We start from the raw sequence: 17,374 nt of genomic DNA, 5'->3' as shown, positions 1-17,374 counted from the left end.
CCCCGCCAGTTACCAGTACTTTCACAATTTCTCCCTTGCTTGGTGTGATTCGATTGAGACGTCCACGACGTCCATCGAGGGCGGCTCGACGCCGCTGCGAATGAAGTACTGAGCCAGGCGCAGGTTCATGACCGTCCGGTCCAGTGATTCGGCATCGCGGCGGAGCGCGTAGCGCATGGCCAAACGGCCACTACGAGCGCCGTGAGCGAGCACTCCCGTTGCGCGAAATGCTCTCGACCGCCACCGGCCGTGCTGGCTGTCGAACCAACGGGTCAAGGAGTCCACCGTGTGCGGCGAGATCGTTCCCGGACGACGCAGCTCGCCGCCACTCATGAAGTGGACCGCCTGAACGTCGCCACGAAACCACACCGTCCAACCGGCGGACCGAAGGCGGTGGCACAGGTCGACATCGTCCATGTACAGGAAGATCTCTTCATTCATGAGTCCGACCGACTCGATCGCTTTGCGACGCAACAACATACACGCGCTCGACACCCACCCGACCTGCATCACCCGACCGTGATCTCGTGTGGTGTAGGTGCCCTCGAGAAACGGCCACCGATCGGCAAAACGCTCGAGACCACTGCCCCACATGAGATATGAGTGCAGCGTCACCTCGGCGCCGCTGGCGGCGGGCTGGAAGCGGCCGTCGGCGAACTGCAGGCGAGGAGCAACCACAGCCGCTGAAGAGTCGCTTCGTAGGGTGTCGAGCAACGAGTCGACCGTGTTTGAGAACAGCCTGGTATCGGTGTTGACGAGCAACACGTACTCGGCGTCGCCGGCGCGGATCGCAGCGTTGTTGGCGCGACAGAATCCGGTGTTACCGCCCATCTCGATCAGGTTGACGTCCGGCCACGCATTGCGAACACGCTCAACCGAGTCGTCCGCCGAATCGTTGTCGGCGACGAACACCGACCAATCGAGATGATCGGGCATATGCAGGTGGAGATCGTCCAGGGTGTCGACCAGCAGGTCGGCGGTGTTGTAGTTGACGATCACGACGTCCACGCGCTCGCGCTTGGCGCCGACGGGGGATTGTCCGTTGATCGCCTCGGAATCCGCGTTCATGACACACCTTCTTTGATCGCGTGCTCAGGCTCAGCCGTCGCTGCGAGTGACACCGAGGTACTCTGTGTGTCGTCCTCAAGGCTCGGCCGCAGCCACGACAGCGCCGGAAGAGCGGGGGCGTTTTCATCAGCCATCCGGTTGGCGGCGACGACGAGCCCGAAGATAGTCCAGAACATGGCCATTGGCACATCCTGTTTCAGCGTGAAGTTGTTCAATTCCTCGACGGTCAGGAACACCAGCACAGCGAGCGCGCCAATGCCCAGGCTCACGTACATGGGATCGCGCATGCGCGTGAGCCTGTAGGCGTAGCGCGCGTACGCCAACCCGATGACGATGGTCATTCCGAGCCCGATCAGCCCCGTCTCCGCCGCCATCAACACGAACAGGTTGTGTGCCGGAGCCTTATCGAACACCTTCTGCTCGTAGGCATACTTGTCCATCTGGTCCGTGAAGCTGTTGAGCCCAGTACCGACGAGCGGATTGTCCCGAACCATCCGATAACCGATCAGGTTGATCTGCCACCGTATGCGCCAGTTCTCGCCGGCGTTCGACGTACCAGAACCGAACAGCGATCCGGTGAGGCCCGTGATCTGCTGGGAAAACACCCCCATCCCGATGAGGCCCAAAAGCAGGCCCACGATAAGGATGCGGGGGGAGATCAGCTTCCGGCGGTACGCGAGGAACAGGACCACCGCTACCGCGGGCACCAGTGCGACGAGAGCGGCGCGTGTCTTGGAGTTCAGCACCAACACGAACGCCAGCGGGATACAACTGAGAAGCACGTACCGCATCAGGTTTCGCTTCGGCACGTGCAGCGCAAAGCAGGAGACCATGAGGCACAGCATGCCGACCACACAACCAAGAAACACAGGGTGGATCTGGGTACCGAACGGCCGCAGGTACTCCGTGCCCATCGGATCCAGCGGATCCGGCTTCAGGCGCAGGAGGTCGATTCCGAGAAACCCTCCGGTGCGTTTCTGGGAGGTCGTGACCAACACCTGCACGCCCAGGAACACCATCCAGCCCAACATGAACGCCCAGATGTGCTCACGACGGCGCACGCGAATTCCCACATAAACGAACAGAGCGGTCATCCACAGGTATCGAACGGTCTCGGCCCAGACGAGACGCTGATCCGAAGCGTTGACCGCCGACAGCAGGGTCAGACCGACGCCGACGAGCGGCAACATGAACACCGGGTTTTTCAGGCCGGACCGGAGATCCCGGAAGAGGCTTCCCTCGTACGCCCAAATGAGATAGAGGAGTAACAGCACCACGTCCACGGTGGTGATGTAGATCGCCACCGCGTAGTGCTCCGACAACACCGGCGTGAACTTCTTATAGAGGATGAGAGTGAACGACGAGGCGAAAACGAACATGAAGAACAGTGTCCGGTTCTTGATGAAGGCGACCATCGCTATCAGCGCCATGAGCCCGACCAGGATGATCAGGGCCTTTTCGCCGATGGTGGCGGCACCGATCGCCACAACGACGGTCATGCTGAGCAGCACGGCGCCGGTGAGCACTTCGCGCGTTCGGGTCCTGGTCGTCCGTTCGGCCAGATCGGTCAGGAACGGCCCGTGGCGGTGCGGCGGTACGTCCGCAGTAGGGCTGTCGACGAGCAACCACTGAGCGATGCCTGGTCGCGCCGCCAGAACGGCCGCAACCAGCACCGAGATCACCGCAGCAAGCGTCGCCCCCTTCACCCCACCCATCGCTCCGCTCATCACCCACAAGAACAGTCCGAACCCGATGAACGCGCCCTTCAGGCGCTTCCGGGCGACTGGCGGGATCCGCCCTCCGGCCGGTGATTCATCAAGCCTGTCGGGCGCGAGGTCGGACACCGTCATGGGCGCGGCTGTACATCGACGACCGGCGTTGAGCGCTCAGTGGCCCGCCGCTGGTCGTCGGTGTCGGCGTCGTCGTCGGCGCCGGCAGCCGCCGAGCCGGTGACGTCGACCACCTGGGCACCGATCGGTGGACCCGACGCACTGCGTTCGGTGTTCCGACCGCCCTCGGACACCTGAAGTGCACCGACAGCCTCGTCCTCCTCACGGATGCTGCGAAACCAGGTCAGCAGCAACCCGCCCAAGGCACCAACCAGCGCACCGACCAGCAGGAAGAGATAGCGCAGAGGCCGACCTGGCGTGGTGGGCACGGAGGCGGGTCCCAACCGTGACGCATCAAAACGGGGCTTCTCTACCGTGACCGCTACGGCGTTGTAGTGGTCGTTGAGGCTCTTGTAGTTCTCCTGGGCAAGATCGAGCTCGCTTTGGAGCGCCGCCAGCTTCACCTGGATCTCGTTGATCGATGGCGCCGAACCACCACCGAGGCGACCGGCAAGCTCGTTGAACTGCGCCTCGCTGGCAGCGATGTCTGCCTGGACGCTCTCAAGCGCCTGCTGCGCCTTGTCGTAGTCAGGATTGGACTCTTGCTGGCGGGTGATCGAGCCGTCTGCTTGCTGCGTTTCGGTCGTCAGCGTCTGTGGGGTATCGGAGAATTGCTGCTGAAGCAGTTGCTCACGGGCCCGCAGACCGGCGAGCTGACCGTTGAGCTGCTCGAGGCTGGCCGACGACGACGGGGTGAGGCCGCCTGCAAGGGGTCCACTCCCGGTTTCGGCAATGATGTTGTTGGCCGACTTGAAGTCAGCGATCGCCTTGGCCTTGGCCGTGACTCCGGCCCGAGCGGCCTCAACCGGCCCGGACAGATACTCGAGCTCACGGACGGAGTTCTCCTTGAACCGCTGCGAACTCTGATCGACGGCGACGTCGGCGGTGACGTTGGCCATCTCACGCGCCAGCTCGGGATCGGGGTCCCACGCAGTGATCTCCATCACCCAGGATTCGTCGAGCACGACCGCTTCGAGCGAACCCTGAACCCGGTCGATCGCCGCTTCGGTTGCCGTCGGCGCGGTGCCGGTGCCGCCGACCTTGAAGAAGTTGACAATCTTCGTCGTCATCGAGAGGCTCGGTTCTTCACCCCCGTTGATCTTCTCGACACCGATGCGGTCGACAACCTCGGCAGCAGACTGCTTGGACAGCGCCAGGGCGATCAACGTGTTACCCAGCGTCTGCTGTTTGGTGATGTCGATTCCACCGATGTTGATGCCACCGCCGCCCAGGGTCTCGGCCGAGTCGGTCGAGCTGTAGGAGGTCTCACCGGTACGGATCAACATCCGGGAGACCGACGGGTACTGCGATTGGACGACGAAGGAGGCGCTGAAGGCGATCAACCCGGCAGCCAGCGCGAAAACGGGGACGCGCCAGTAACCACCGAGGCGCTGCGACTTCAACGGCAAGCGTCGTTTGGGTACAGAGCTGGCTTTGGTGTCGTCACTGGTCGACTTCTGCGTCGTATACGGCGAGTTGCGCTCATGCACGGGGCTCGACCTCCTCTTGATTGGTTGTGTTCTTTGGGGTCGGTCGTAGCAGGCGGAGCCCCAACGCCCCGAGCAGGCGCATGCCCAACAGGGTGGCGATGCCCCAGCGGCGAGGGTCGGAGAGCCTCGGGTACCTCGCCTTGCGGGCGAATAGATAGGCGCCCCGATGAAAATGCCAAAGTTGAGCCGGCGACCAACCGTCCCGACACCCGCCCTCGGCGTGAACTATCTGCGACCGGGGCACGCACCACACCTCCCGCCCGCTCGCACCGATGCGGTGACACAGCTCGGCGTCCTCGAAGTGCATGAAGAAGTCGCGGTCGAAACCGCCGAGTTCGTCAAACTCGGCCCTTGGAATCAGCATGGCGGCCCCCGACACCCAATCGACGACCCATGGTTCGTCGTCCTCGGTGCGATCGGAGACCAAGAACCGGCGCGACCACCGATTGCGCGGAAACACCCGGGTCAGTGGTGAACGCCGGCCGAACAATCCGGCCGAGGCCGTCGGGAACGCCCGAGCGGTGCGCTGATCGGTTCCATCGGAATTCAGCAGGCGGGGCGCCACCATGCCGACCGGTTGGCCGAGGCGCTCCCGCTCGTCGGCAAACCGCACCAACGTGTCGATCGATCCGGGTTCCACGACAGTATCGGGGTTGAGAACAAACAGATAGCGGCCCGTGGCGTGAGACGCTGCCAGATTGTGAGACCGACCGAACCCGTCGTTCCTGCCGAGTGCGATCACGCGCAGGTCGGGGTATCGATCCTTCACGGCCTCGGCCACACCATCGGTCGATCCGTTGTCGACGATGACGACCTCGATCCAACTGCTTCGGGCCCCCTCATTGAGTGAGTCCAGGCACCTCAGCACCAGGTCTTTGCACTGATAGGTCACGATCGTGACCGAGACGTCCGGAACCAATCCCTCGCGACCGTCGGTCGAAGGCTCGAGCACCGGTACCGAGTCCGTTGCCTCCACGGTCGAGGATCCGGCTGGTCGAGACGACGCCCCTGTCACTGCGCTCACACCGCGCCGATCGATTGCACGATCGTGCGAGCGGTTTGCAACATGATCCGAAGGTCCAGCTTGAAGGACTGCCCGGTCACGTACTCGACATCGGCTCGGATCTGCTCATCGATCGTCAGGGTGTTCCGTCCCGTCGAGGCGGCCAGGCAGGTCAGACCGGGTTTCACGCGGAACTTTCGCAGGTCCGAAGGCCGGTAATGACGAATCATCTCCGGCAGCTCCGGGCGCGGGCCGACGATGCTTGCGTCACCCTTGATGACGTTGACCAGGTTGGGCAACTCGTCCAGGGTCGTCTGGCGGATGATCACGCCCAGCTTGGTGTTGCGCGGGTCCTGCGCCTGCTTGTAGTAGCGGCTCTCCAGCTCTGACGAGTCGAACGAGTAGTCGTAGAGCTCAGGAAACCGCTCGCGGGCATCCGTGTACATCGTGCGGAACTTGTAGAAGGTGAAAACCCGCCCATTGAGGCCCACCCGTTGTTGACGAAAGATCGCCGGACCCGGGCTTTCCCAACGGATCAACAGCGAGAGGGCTCCGATGACCGGTGCTGCGACGACGAGCCCGGGAACAGCGACCACCAGGTCAAAGGCTCGTTTGGACCATCGATAGCGTGCGCTGCGTTCGGGGATCAGCGCCGGATCGAGCCCGTCCAAAACTTCGCGCACGTACGGTTCGATCTCATCGAGTTCCAGCGGCGCATTGGAAGGACGCTGCTCTACCGTCTCGCTTTGCTCCAACTGGACGACACGAACCACAGGGCTCGTCCGATCTAAGACATCGTTGAGCTCACGCCCGGTCCACGTGGTCCGTTCCACCCAGTTCCTCCGCCATTGAGATGCGACCACGTTCCGTGATCCCGCTTCCCTCCCGGTCCGCTCGGCACAACGTAGCCACGCGCGCGGTGACCTACAACATGAAACCTGAAATTGTGCTCAATGACACGACGGTCCGACCGTGCACCGTCCCCGACCAGCCACAAAAATACTTCAGTCAGTCATCGCTCGACTACGAAGAGTGGGATGACGAGGTGAATCAGGGCGATGGACCATAGAACACCTCGTCAGTACCGGGGGCGCTCAACCTCGCCGACGGTTGACCATCGAAGGCGTTGGAGTACAACCCGAAACGATCACCCAACCACAGCCGGCTGTAAATGAGTTGGCTGCTGTCTGCGCTCCAGTTTGCATACCCCCCATGGGCGTCGACCAGCACCCCATCCGCTGGTTGAATCTCCCGGCCCAATTCGAACGCGGCGACGAACAGCTTCGTCTCAAGCGCCCCCACCTCCATCCACGTGATCGACTTACCATCCGGCGAGACGTACGGGTCGTTACCGCTGCGACCGGGCCCATCGAAGACCACCGAGGTCGTGCTCGCCTCCTTGGCGTCGGCGGGCACCGACAGGATCTGCATGTCGTCGCAGCTGGGCGTCGCGTCCGGACAGCCGACGAAGATGATCGTGCTGCCGTCCGGGGTCCAGCTCGGATCGACCGAGACCCCGCGACCTTGATCGTCGACTCGGCGGGTGACCTGACGGAGAGCACCGGTATCGACGTTCAGGACAAACAGTTCAGTCTCACCCTGGTTCAGTAACGGCAGGGGGCCCAGCGACGGCGCATACCCAACCAACATCACCACGTGACGCCCGTCGGGAGACCAATCGGCATGACCTTGCACCGTGCCTTCGGAGGGCCAACCCAGCCGTGAGGCGAGCTCGAGCTTCTGGGCGTTGGAGAAGATACTGCGGACGCCGGTGCCGTCGACGTTGGCTATCCACAATTCTTGGACACCGTACCGGCAGGTCTCCCCGGTTTTGGCGTTGGGGGAACGATAGAAGACCAGGCGACGCCGATCCGGTGACAGGCGCGACCAGATCTCTTCCTTCGAGGTGTTGACCGCACCCTCGCTGCCCACCCCTTCGTCGAGATCCTCCCCGATGGGACGCCGATGATCGCCGTCGAGCCCCATGATCTCGAGATCGAAGTCCGGCCCCGAATCTGCGCATGGGTTGAACGGTGGGTTACGGGCCACGGGAACGATCATGTCGTCCGGCGAGAGCGGGTCAACCCCCTCGGCGCCGGACGGGACGTCCCTTCTGACCGAGGCCTCGCTCCCCTGCCCCATCGGCCGACCGTCGATCGCTTCACCGGAGCTGGGTCGGTTGGACGACACCTTCATCACGATGGTGACAGCGATGATCACCGCCACGACGAGGACCGCAAGCACGGCGAAAGTGATCAACAGCGCCCGCAGGCAACCGCGGCGGCGCGGCGGCGCCGAACCCGGAGCCTCGGATGGTCGCTGATCAGATGGCCCCACAGTCATCAGGGCATTCTCCTGGCATCTGCCGGTACTTGACTGTTGCACCGAGGGTGATACAGCATCCTTCCTGCTTAGCAGAGCGAAGCCGGACGTGCGGGCGTCCGAACGGCACGAGTTCGGGAGACAATTGCGGCGGAGCGATGCGGTGAAGGTGACTGATCAGCCCGGAGCGGAGCCAGCCGGCGTTCCAGAGTCGTCAAGCGCGGTGAGCGGCGCACCAACGGGCGCACCAGACCACGCTCTTGCGGACGAGTCCGCCAACTGGGAACGCCGAGGAGCGGCGAGCTCTCTCTCAGAGTTCGCCCGGCTCGGTGCGTTCTTGGTCTTCAACGTCGCAGCCTTCCTGCTCATCATCCGCTACCTCCCCAAGGAGCAGATGGGCTGGTACGCGCTCGTCAACGTCATCATCAACCTCGCCTTTGTCGTCGCCGACCTCTCGATGGACAAAGTCGCAGTGCGGCGAGTGACCCAGCGGGAGGACCCCGAGGAGGTGATCGGTGCAGCCGTCGGCGTTCGTCTCGCCGGTTCGGTGCTGGCGACGTTGGCCACCCAGGTCATCTTCTTCGCCATTGGCCTGGCACGGGGCGAACTACTCCTCGAGGTTCACCTCGCTGCGTTGCTCGCGTCGAGCCAGTTCTTCGGCGAGAGCTTCTTCGTCGTCGGTGCCGTCTTTCAGGCGCAGCTGCGCGCCTACCTCGACGTCGCCCCCCGTATGGTCTACGTGGTGCTGCGATTTGCGTTCACGCTGCTGCTACTCGCCCTCGAGGTGCCATGGTGGGCGCTGTTTCTCGCGTGGGTGGGCGCCTACGCGGTCGCCGACGTCGTCGCCTACGGGCTGTTCCGATTCAAGACCGGCATCCACCTCCGACCGCGCGTGCGTGGCACGCGTCTGCTCGTTCGGGAGGCACTGACTTTGGGCGTCGCCGGGCTGCTTGGGCTGGCGACCGTCCAGTCCGGAACCATCTATCTCGGGGTGACCGCCCCACCGGAGACCGTCGCCATCTTCAACGCTGCGATCCTTCCCATCCAATACCTCTCGCTGTTCGGAAGTGTCATCGCCATCGTCGCCTTTCCTCTGGCATCAGCCGCCTGGATTCGCAAGGACCGCACCCGTTTCGGTCGCATCGACGCCACCGCCCGCACCGCCATCCTCGCCCTGTTTCTCCCGGTCTCCATCCTGTTGTTCCAGGCGCCCCTCGCCGAACTGTTGAACACCAGCTTCGGACCCGGGTACGACGCTGCCGCCCAACCGCTCCGGCTGATGTCGATCGCGCTTATTTTGGCCAGCCTCATGGTCTGGGCCGGGTTTGTCTTCCTGTCGATAGGCCGGCCTCGACTGATCCTCGCCATCAACGCGTTGTGTCTCACCGTCGGTGTGAGCGCCTATCCTTTTGTCGCGCCACGGTTTGGGCTGCCCGGGGTCGCCGCAGTGGGGATCGTTGCCACCATGGTCGGCGCCGGCAGCGCTGCCCTACTGCTCCGAAAATTCGCGCCGTACTCCTTCGACATCCGCGGAACGTTTCGCCTGGCAATTCTCGGGGTTGTTCTCTGGCTGGCCCTCAGCGCTACCAGGATCGTCAGCGACAACTTTCTGGTGCTCGCGACGGTCACGGCCATCGCCTATCCGCTGATGGTGATCATTTTCCAGATCTTCCCGAAGTCGTTGCTCGACGACTTGCGCGCCACGGCCGACGGCTCGTTGGAATTGGCGGCGGCCGCACCGGGATCTGCCCAGCTGGCCGGAGGCGTCGATGAACCCCACTGAACCAGGCCCGTCCCCGCAGCCCCGACACAGCGAGGCCGAGATCCGTCGGTGGCTGATCGCACGGGTCGCCCAGACGGCAAACCTGGCCGAGAACGAGATCGACCCCGCCGCCTCGTTCAACTCCTTGGGCATCGATTCGCTCGCCGCCGCCGAGCTCCTCGCCGACCTGGAGGTCGAACTCGGCGCCGAATTGGACCCGACGGTCGTGTTCAGCTTCGAGTCCCCCTCCGAGCTGGCCGCGTTCCTGGGCACCGGTGCCACCCGAGTCGACCGAGCAGCCGTCTCGACGAGGCCCGGACACACCGGGGGGGCTGACTCAGCACGCTCGGCCGGCCAGGGACACGAACCGATTGCGATCGTCGGCATGGGCTGCCGCTTTCCCGGCGCCGACGGACCAGAGGCCTACTGGCGCCTGCTGCAGGACGGAATCGACGCCGTCGGACCAGTCCCCGAGGGGCGCTGGGAGGACCGCGACCTGCCCGAGGATCTGCCCTCGCAGGTCAGCCTGGGCGGTTTCGTCGACGGGATCGACCAGTTCGACCCTGTCTTTTTCGGCATCTCCCAGCTCGAAGCCGATCGAATGGATCCCCAGCAACGGATGCTCCTCGAGGTGGGGTGGGAAGCACTCGAGGACGGTGACGTCCGACCCTCGTCGCTGCGGGGGTCTGCCACCGGCGTGTTCCTCGGCATCTCGACGCCCGAGTACGGCCGACGGCAGGGCGCACACCCCGAGCTGATCGACGCGTTCTTCGGCACTGGCAATGCGCTGAGCATCGCAGCCAACCGGATCTCCTATGGCCTGGACTTGCGGGGGCCGAGCGTCGCTGTCGACACCGCCTGTTCGTCGTCCCTGGTGGCCATTCATCTGGCCTGCGCCGCGATCCGGCGCGGCGAGTGCACCGCCGCCCTTGCCGGCGGCGCAAACGCCATCCTCACCCCACTGATCACGCTCAACTTTCTCGGGGCGGGCGCCATCGCGCCCGACGGGCGGTGCAAGGCCTTCGATGCGGCCGCCGACGGGATCGTACGTGGCGAGGGTGCCGGCCTGGTGCTGCTGAAACCATTGTCGGCGGCGATCGCCGCCGGCGACCGCATCTACTGCGTCATCGAGGGCTCAGCGACCAACTCCGACGGCCGATCCAACGGCCTCACCGCCCCAAATCCCGACGCCCAGATCGACGTCTTTACCGCCGCCTGCAGCGACGCCGGCGTCGAAGCCAATTCGGTCGCCTACATCGAGGCGCACGGCACCGGAACGGTGCTGGGCGACGCGATGGAGTTGCGGTCGCTCGATACCGTGTACGGCTCCGGGAGAAGCGCCGACGAACCGTTGTTGGTCGGCTCGGTCAAGACCAACATCGGTCACTTAGAGCCGGCTGCCGGGATCGCCGGCGTGATCAAGACGGCCCTGGCGGTTCACCACCGCTCGATTCCGCCCACCATCCACTACGAGAACCCCAACCCGTTCCTTGAGCGTGCCGACGCCTTGGCCGTGGTGACCTCCCCCACGCCGTGGCCGGAGAATGGATCGATCAGGGGAGCGATCAGCGGATTCGGTTTCGGCGGCACCAACGCGCACGTGATCGTGAGCGCACCACCTCCGGCGCCCGCTTCGAGTCCACCGACGAACGACGATGGCGGCGTTGTCCTCCTACCGTTGTCGGCGCGAACCCCCGGCGCCCTCGCTGCGTCCGTCGACCGTTTCGCGCATGCGCTCGCCGGCGACCCCGGCTCCCTCGGCGAGTTGGCGGTGGCCCAGGCGCTCAACCGCGACGAACACCCCCGCCGCCTCGCCATCGTCTCACCCGACACCGAGGGGGCGATCGCCGCGCTCACGGCGGCGTCGGCGGGCAAGGCCCACCGCTGCGCCATCGGCGGCGATCGCCGGAGCGGCGAACCAGCCCGCGTCGCGTTCGTCTTCAGCGGGCAGGGTCGGGCCTGGTGGCCGTTCGATCCCGACCTGCTCGCCGATCCGGTGATCGGCTCCGTGCTCGAGCGCTGTGACACCGAACTGTCCGAGCTCGCCGACTTCTCACTCATCGACGTCCTCCGGTCCGGCGAGCCGGTCCTCGACCACGAGCGGGCCCAGCCGCTGCTCTACAGCCTGCAGGTGGCATTGGCCGAGCGCTGGCGGTCCTTCGGGGTCGAGCCCGACCTGCTCATCGGTCAGAGCATCGGCGAGGTTGCCGCCGCTCATATCGGTGGGGTGATCGCCCTGGCCGATGGCCTGGAGATCGTTCTCAACCGCGGGCGGTTCATGGAGGAATCCAACGGCACCGGAAATACAGCGTTCGTCGAGCTCCCCGCCGACAATGTCGCCGGCTTGATCGAGGACCTGGGCGCCGACGTCACGATCGCCGGCATCATCGCTCCGGACAACTGCCTGATCAGCGGCCCCAAGGCCGACACGGTCGCCGTCGTGGCCGCTGCGGCCAAACAGGGGGTGATGGCCCAGGTGTTCACCGTCGGCGACATCCCGGGACACGGGCCGTTGATGACGCCCTACGCCAACAAGCTGACTGCGTCGATCGACTTCTTGGAACCGCGTCGGAACCGGATACCGATCATCAGCACGGTCACCGGCGGACTGATCGACGGGACCGAACTCGACCCGGAATATTGGGGTCGGAACCTTCGCCAAACCGTGCGATTCACCGATGCAATGGCCAGCGCCGTCGACGCCGGCGGCGAGCTGTTCATCGAGATTGCCGCTCATCCGGTGGTTGAGGTCGCCGCCCGTCGCTGCCTGGACGCGCTCGGCGCCACCGGCACGGTGCACCACACGATCAAGCAGGGCGAGCCGGGCCCGCTGGCGCTGCGCCGGTCGCTGGCGGCCGCGTGGACGGCGGGCGCGGCGGTCGATTGGAGGGCGGCGACCGGGCGTTCGACCTCGAAGGTCGAGGCCCCCCGCTACTCCTGGGATCACCGCAGTTGCTGGTATGCGGCACCCGACGTTGCGACTGGCGAGGTTCGGCACGGCCAACGCGGCGAACGCCACCTGCGCTGGCATCCGATACTGGACGAGGGGGTGGACCTGTTCGACGCCGCCGGCACCCAGGCGTGGAGCGCAACGATCGTCACTGCCCGAGCCGCGGCCGGTGAAACGCATCGACCCGAGGGGCTGACGCCGGGGCTGGTGCTCGAGCTGGCGGTGGCTGCCATGAGGTCGAGCATGGGGTGCGCCGCGGTCGTGTTGCGCGACGTGGAGCTCGCCCCACTGTCGAGCGGCCGAGGCGACGAACTGGACCTCCGGTTGAGCGCAACGGCGACCGCCAATGGACGGGACTGGCAGCTCTCGGTGCACGACGGTGACCACATCCATCTGGTCGCTCGGGGCTCCGCCGAAGCGACGGCCGACGGCCCTGGCCCGATCGTCCCCTCCTCGCGACTGGCGCTCACCGGACGACGGCTCGATGGCGCCGACCTGATCAAACGCTCGTCTCATCGGTCGACGGTGACCGACCCGTGGCGCAGCGTGCGATCGGTGGTCACCACCGGCCAGGAAGCGGTCGTCACCCTGCAGGCGCCGGGACCCGAAAGCGATTCGAAGTGGACGGTCGGCCCGACGCTCATCGACGGAGCGCTGCATGCAGCGGCTTCGCTCGGCGGGGTCGATGCGACGACCGCCCTCACCCCGGTCGCCGTCGAACGCCTCGTCGTTCGCCACCCCCTCACCTCCGGCGCCCGAGCGGTGATCGACCTGGCGACCGATGACCTCGACGTCGTCGATGAGTGGGGGGCCGCCATCATCGAGGTGCGCGGCCTGGGCTTCGCCAACCGGGCGCCCGACGCGGACGAACTCCCCGGCTCGCTGCTGATCGAGTGCTGGTCCGACGAGGCAGCCCCGGCGAGCGAACCGGTCCGGCAGCGGCGCTGGTTCTGTCTGGGCGACGAGGAGGACGACCTCGTCGAGGCCGTCCGGGAGCGCTTGGACGCCGAGCATCTCGACCTGGAGGCCTGGCTCGACCGCTACGGAGATGACGAGGCGGCCGTCGTCGTGTTCGATCGTCCCGGGCGATCCGCCGACGAGGCGGTCGTCCCCGCCCCGGGTGGTCTCGTCGGGACGATCGAGGCCCTGGCGCAGCGCCAACCGCCCCGCCTGCGGGTGTACTTCGTCACCCGCGAAGGCCGCCAAGGTCCCGACGGCCGACTCGATCTCGACTCGGCGGCGTTGACCGGGTGGTTGAGCGCGGCCGTGACCGCCCACCCCGGGTTGCGCCCCACCTCGATCGATGTCTCCAGCGGGGTTCTCGATCTCGATCGGCTCACCGCCGAACTCCTCGCCGACGCACCCGACGACGCCGTGCTTCTTCGCGGGACGATTCGATCGGCCGGCCGACTCGCCGACGTGCCCGTGCCGCCGCCCAGCCGTGTTCGCAAACCGGCCGACGCCAGACCACATCGGGCGGTCTGGAGCGACGAGGACACGATCGACATCGTCCCGCTCGTCGTCCCCAAACCGGGACCCGACCAGGTTGTCGTCGAGGTGTCCGCCGCGCTCACCGGGACATCCGAGGCAGCCTCGGCCCTGCCCGGCGGTACAATCGGGGTTGCCGCCATCGGAAGCATCGTCCTCCACGATGACCACGAGCCGGGCGGAGGCGACCCGGACGGGCGCACCGGGCACGGGACGGTCTCCGACGACCGAGCCTCGGCATCAGCCGGGGTGGCGGTCGTCGTGTCCGGAGCGGTTGCCAGCCACCTGGTCGTCGATCGGGTGGCGCTGTGGCCGCTCCCCGATCGGGCCGACGGAGCAAACCGCTCGGCGGCGCTCGGCGCGTTGGTTCGCCTCGAGGCCTGGCATGGTGACCTCCTCGCCGCCCACCGACGCGATTCCGGCCTGCTCGGCGCCACCTTTGCCCAACTGGTCGGCGAGGGCGGCGTCGACCCCGAGCCCCAGGCCCTCGGCGAGGTCGTCGGCTCCGCTCCGCAAGGCCCGATCGCCATCGGCGTCGGCGCCGCTGACACACCGGTCACCGAAATCGTCGATCGCTGGGTCGCCGACGCCGCAGCGACCTACCTGGTCGGCGCCGATGACACCGACGATGATTCCCAGGCCGCCCAAAGCTTCGCGATCGACTGGCTGGCGGAACGCGGGGCGACCCGGGTGATCGCTGCCCGTCCATCCGACGATCAACGCGTTGGGACCACCGATGGCACAGCGGCGGAGGAAACGGTCGTCGAGCGCCTGATCGACGCTTCCGACCCCACCGCCATCGCCCAACTGATCGCCGAAGCCGGCACGGCCTCGGCGCCCCTGGCCGGACTGGTGTGGATCCCCCGCCGGAGTGGATCCGCCGGTCTGCTCGATCGAGCCACCGAGCACCTCGACCTGTCGTTGTTCGTCATGCTCGGGCCGCTCCCCGATCTGCCGGGCGTCCGCTCGTCATCCTCCGACACCGCCGAGAGCGCCGCTCACGACGGTGTAGCCGCGGCGGTCGCCCGGCGGCGCTGCGTCGCAGGGCAGCCCGGGCTTCATCTCGCCATCGGTCCGATCGGTCGAGCGGACGAACACGCTGTCCCCTCCCATCTCGCCGGTCGGGTGCTCGATCGCCTGTTGTCGGCCCGCCTGCCCGCCGCCGCCTACGACGAGCGGGGATGGTCCCACGTGGCCGTCGAGGCCGGTGAAGCGGCGCTTCGACCCTGGATAGCAGGACTTGCTCTCAGGGTGGACGAGACGACGGGTGAGGCGTCCGAGGCATCCTTGCCCACCGTTCTGGCCTCGACGCCGGTCGCCGCGCGACGCGATCTCATCGCCGGCATCGTCCGTGCCGACATCGCGTCGATGGTGGGGATGGACCCCGACGAACTCGACGAGGATACGCCGGTCGACACCTACGGGGTCGACTCGCTCGTCGGCATGGAGTTGCGGACCCGGATCGAGGCCAGCTTCGGCTACACGGTTCCGCTGACCGAGCTGTCCCGCTCGATGACGACCAACGCTCTCGCCGGCCACCTCCTGGCCGAGGCCGTTCCTGCCCTGCTTCGAGATGCGGGCCCCGCCCTGCTGACTGGGCCGTCCCAGACCGGAGCTGTGGGGCCATCAGACCGCGGGGTCGCACCGCCCGACCCGTCACGCGTGCAACCATCCGGCACGGCGGCGGTGGTTCCGGTGCGGACCGGCGCTGGCCCGATGACGTGGTGGGTGCCAGGCATGTTTGGCGCCCCGGAGACGTTCACCCCGTTGGGTACCGCACTCGACGACCACAACATGTGGGCGTTCCGAGCACCGGGCCTGGACGAAGCCGGTGATCGACCACTCGCCTCCGTGACCGCGCTGGCCGATACCTATCTGGACGTACTTCGCCGACGGCAACCCGAGGGTCCCTACCTGATCGGCGGCTACTCGCTGGGCGCCACGGTGGCGTTCGAGATGGCGGCACGGCTCGAGACGGCCGGCGAGCAGGTAGATCAGCTGTGGTTGCTCGACCCGCCGCCACCCGTCGGTGCACCCGATCAGGACCGCTCCGAGCGTGTGACCTCGCTGCTCTGCGACCACCTCAACGGGTTGTTCTTCGGGCAGGACGCCAGCGGAGAACCGCTCGACCCGGTCGAGCTTGCCGACCTCAAGCCCGACGCCGATCTTGAGGCCACGGTCCGTCGGGTGCTCGACGACGGCACGACCAGCCTGGACGAGCCTGCACTTCGCGACCTGCTCGCCCGGCTCTGGAGCCTCGCCATCGCTTCGATCGAGGCAATGGCCGGGCACCGCCCGTCCTCAGTCGTTCGAGCGTCGACCACCCTCGTGCACGCAACCAGAGGAGCGACCGCCGATGGTGACCGTTCGGTACCCGGGGCGGCGTGGCTCGATCGTTTTGTCACTCCCCCCGCCGTCGCGACGATCGACACCGACCACGCAGGGCTGCTCCAAGAGCCTCATGCTGGCGGTGTTGCCGCAGTCGTCATGGCCTCCCTCAATGCAGTTCACCGCCAGCACCGACCGATCCCTTCACCGGAGATGACGACCGTGCCTCCACCCACAGCGATTTCACCCGCAGCCCCCACGACACGCAGGTTCAGTGGGCGGCGGGCGGCCGGGGCGATCACCGATCGTCTGGCCCGTAGCCCCCGTCTTCGCAACGCCGTCGGGGCGGCCGGAAACGTCTACCGCCAGGCCGACTACTTTCTTCGGACCCTGGGAGGCGAGCGGCGGTTCCATCGGATGTGCACCGCCGGGGAGGGGTTGATCGTCGGCGACCGCGGACAGATCATCAACCTGTCCGGCGACCGATCGCGCATCCAGTTGGGCCACCATTGCCTGGTCGACGGATTACTCAACATCCGGCAGTACGCCTATGTTTCGATCGGCTCGTACTGCGGGATCGGGGTCAATGCCAGGATTGACTGCTCCGGTTACGTCGAGATCGGGAACGGGTGCTCGATCGCCGAGGGTGCCTACATCATCGACGGGCTTCATCACCCGCTCCTCGCCGACCAGCGCATCCAGCACGGCATGGATCTGTTCCAGGAACCGCACGTCATGGACGCCTATGGCCCGGGGACCGAGACGTCGTTCGTTCGCATCGAAGACCTCGTGTGGGTCGGTCTACGGGCGGTCGTGTTGAGCGGCGTGACGATCGGGCGTGGCTCGGTGATCGCCGCCGGCGCAGTCGTCAGCCAGGACGTTCCACCCTTCTCGGTGGTCGCCGGCAACCCGGGCCGGGTGATCGGCCAGATTCCCGCCGACGACATCCACATCGAGTCCCACCCGACCTACCGGTTGCACCGGGGGGACGAGCCGCTTCCCGACTCCCGCCGCGACCCCCGTTCGGTGCTCGACGAGATCGCCAGGAAAATCGCCGCTCGACCGGAGTGACCG

8 protein-coding genes are annotated in these 17,374 nt (G+C 66.2%); 2 read left to right on the top strand and 6 right to left on the bottom strand.

Annotation, left to right across the window (positions count from 1 at the left end):
- Window positions 1–21 precede the first annotated feature (21 nt).
- From IPN02_12590 to IPN02_12565, 6 genes are all read right to left on the bottom strand, one after another.
- Window positions 22–1,068, bottom strand: coding sequence for a glycosyltransferase family 2 protein (locus IPN02_12590; protein MBK9297644.1), 1,047 nt, complete (start codon window positions 1,066–1,068; stop codon window positions 22–24).
- Complete coding sequence (locus IPN02_12585; protein MBK9297643.1) at window positions 1,065–2,918, bottom strand: O-antigen ligase family protein; 1,854 nt, start codon at window positions 2,916–2,918, stop codon at window positions 1,065–1,067. Before IPN02_12585 ends, IPN02_12590 begins: the two co-directional genes overlap by 4 nt.
- Window positions 2,915–4,447, bottom strand: a complete 1,533-nt coding sequence (locus tag IPN02_12580; protein ID MBK9297642.1) for a hypothetical protein — start codon at window positions 4,445–4,447, stop codon at window positions 2,915–2,917. The genes IPN02_12585 and IPN02_12580 overlap by 4 nt, the downstream gene beginning before the upstream one ends.
- Window positions 4,440–5,423 (bottom strand): glycosyltransferase family 2 protein, encoded by a 984-nt coding sequence (locus IPN02_12575; GenBank protein MBK9297641.1) that lies wholly within the window; start codon window positions 5,421–5,423, stop codon window positions 4,440–4,442. Before IPN02_12575 ends, IPN02_12580 begins: the two co-directional genes overlap by 8 nt.
- Before the next feature lie 44 nt (window positions 5,424–5,467).
- Window positions 5,468–6,283, bottom strand: coding sequence for a sugar transferase (locus tag IPN02_12570; GenBank protein MBK9297640.1), 816 nt, complete (start codon window positions 6,281–6,283; stop codon window positions 5,468–5,470).
- Between the two features lie 217 nt (window positions 6,284–6,500).
- Window positions 6,501–7,793 carry a PD40 domain-containing protein gene (locus IPN02_12565; protein ID MBK9297639.1) on the bottom strand — a complete coding sequence of 431 codons (1,293 nt, stop codon included), beginning with the start codon at window positions 7,791–7,793 and terminating at the stop codon, window positions 6,501–6,503.
- Window positions 7,794–8,109: 316 nt separating this feature from the next.
- Here IPN02_12565 and IPN02_12560 point away from each other — a divergent pair, with 316 nt between their 5' ends.
- Both IPN02_12560 and IPN02_12555 read left to right on the top strand, forming a co-directional pair.
- Entirely contained in the window at window positions 8,110–9,555 is a 1,446-nt protein-coding gene (locus IPN02_12560) for an oligosaccharide flippase family protein (protein MBK9297638.1), read from the top strand.
- On the top strand, window positions 9,542–17,371 hold the full coding sequence (locus IPN02_12555) for an acyltransferase domain-containing protein (protein ID MBK9297637.1): 7,830 nt from the start codon (window positions 9,542–9,544) through the stop codon (window positions 17,369–17,371). The genes IPN02_12560 and IPN02_12555 overlap by 14 nt, the downstream gene beginning before the upstream one ends.
- Window positions 17,372–17,374: the final 3 nt, after the last annotated feature.

Origin of the sequence: Candidatus Microthrix subdominans (genome assembly GCA_016719385.1) — a bacterium.
GTDB classification, from domain to species: Bacteria; Actinomycetota; Acidimicrobiia; order Acidimicrobiales; family Microtrichaceae; genus Microthrix; species Microthrix subdominans.
The sequence above is the reverse complement of the archived record's forward strand: the minus strand, read 5'-3'. Positions and strand labels throughout refer to the sequence as shown.

Bases quoted from the DNA above. Each gene is read 5' to 3' on its own strand.
- IPN02_12590 (MBK9297644.1), bottom strand. From the start codon at position 1,068: ATGAACGCGGATTCCGAGGCGATCAACGGACAATCCCCCGTCGGCGCC.
- IPN02_12585 (MBK9297643.1), bottom strand. From the start codon at position 2,918: ATGACGGTGTCCGACCTCGCGCCCGACAGGCTTGATGAATCACCGGCC.
- IPN02_12565 (MBK9297639.1), bottom strand. From the start codon at position 7,793: ATGACTGTGGGGCCATCTGATCAGCGACCATCCGAGGCTCCGGGTTCG.
- IPN02_12555 (MBK9297637.1), top strand. From the start codon at position 9,542: ATGAACCCCACTGAACCAGGCCCGTCCCCGCAGCCCCGACACAGCGAG.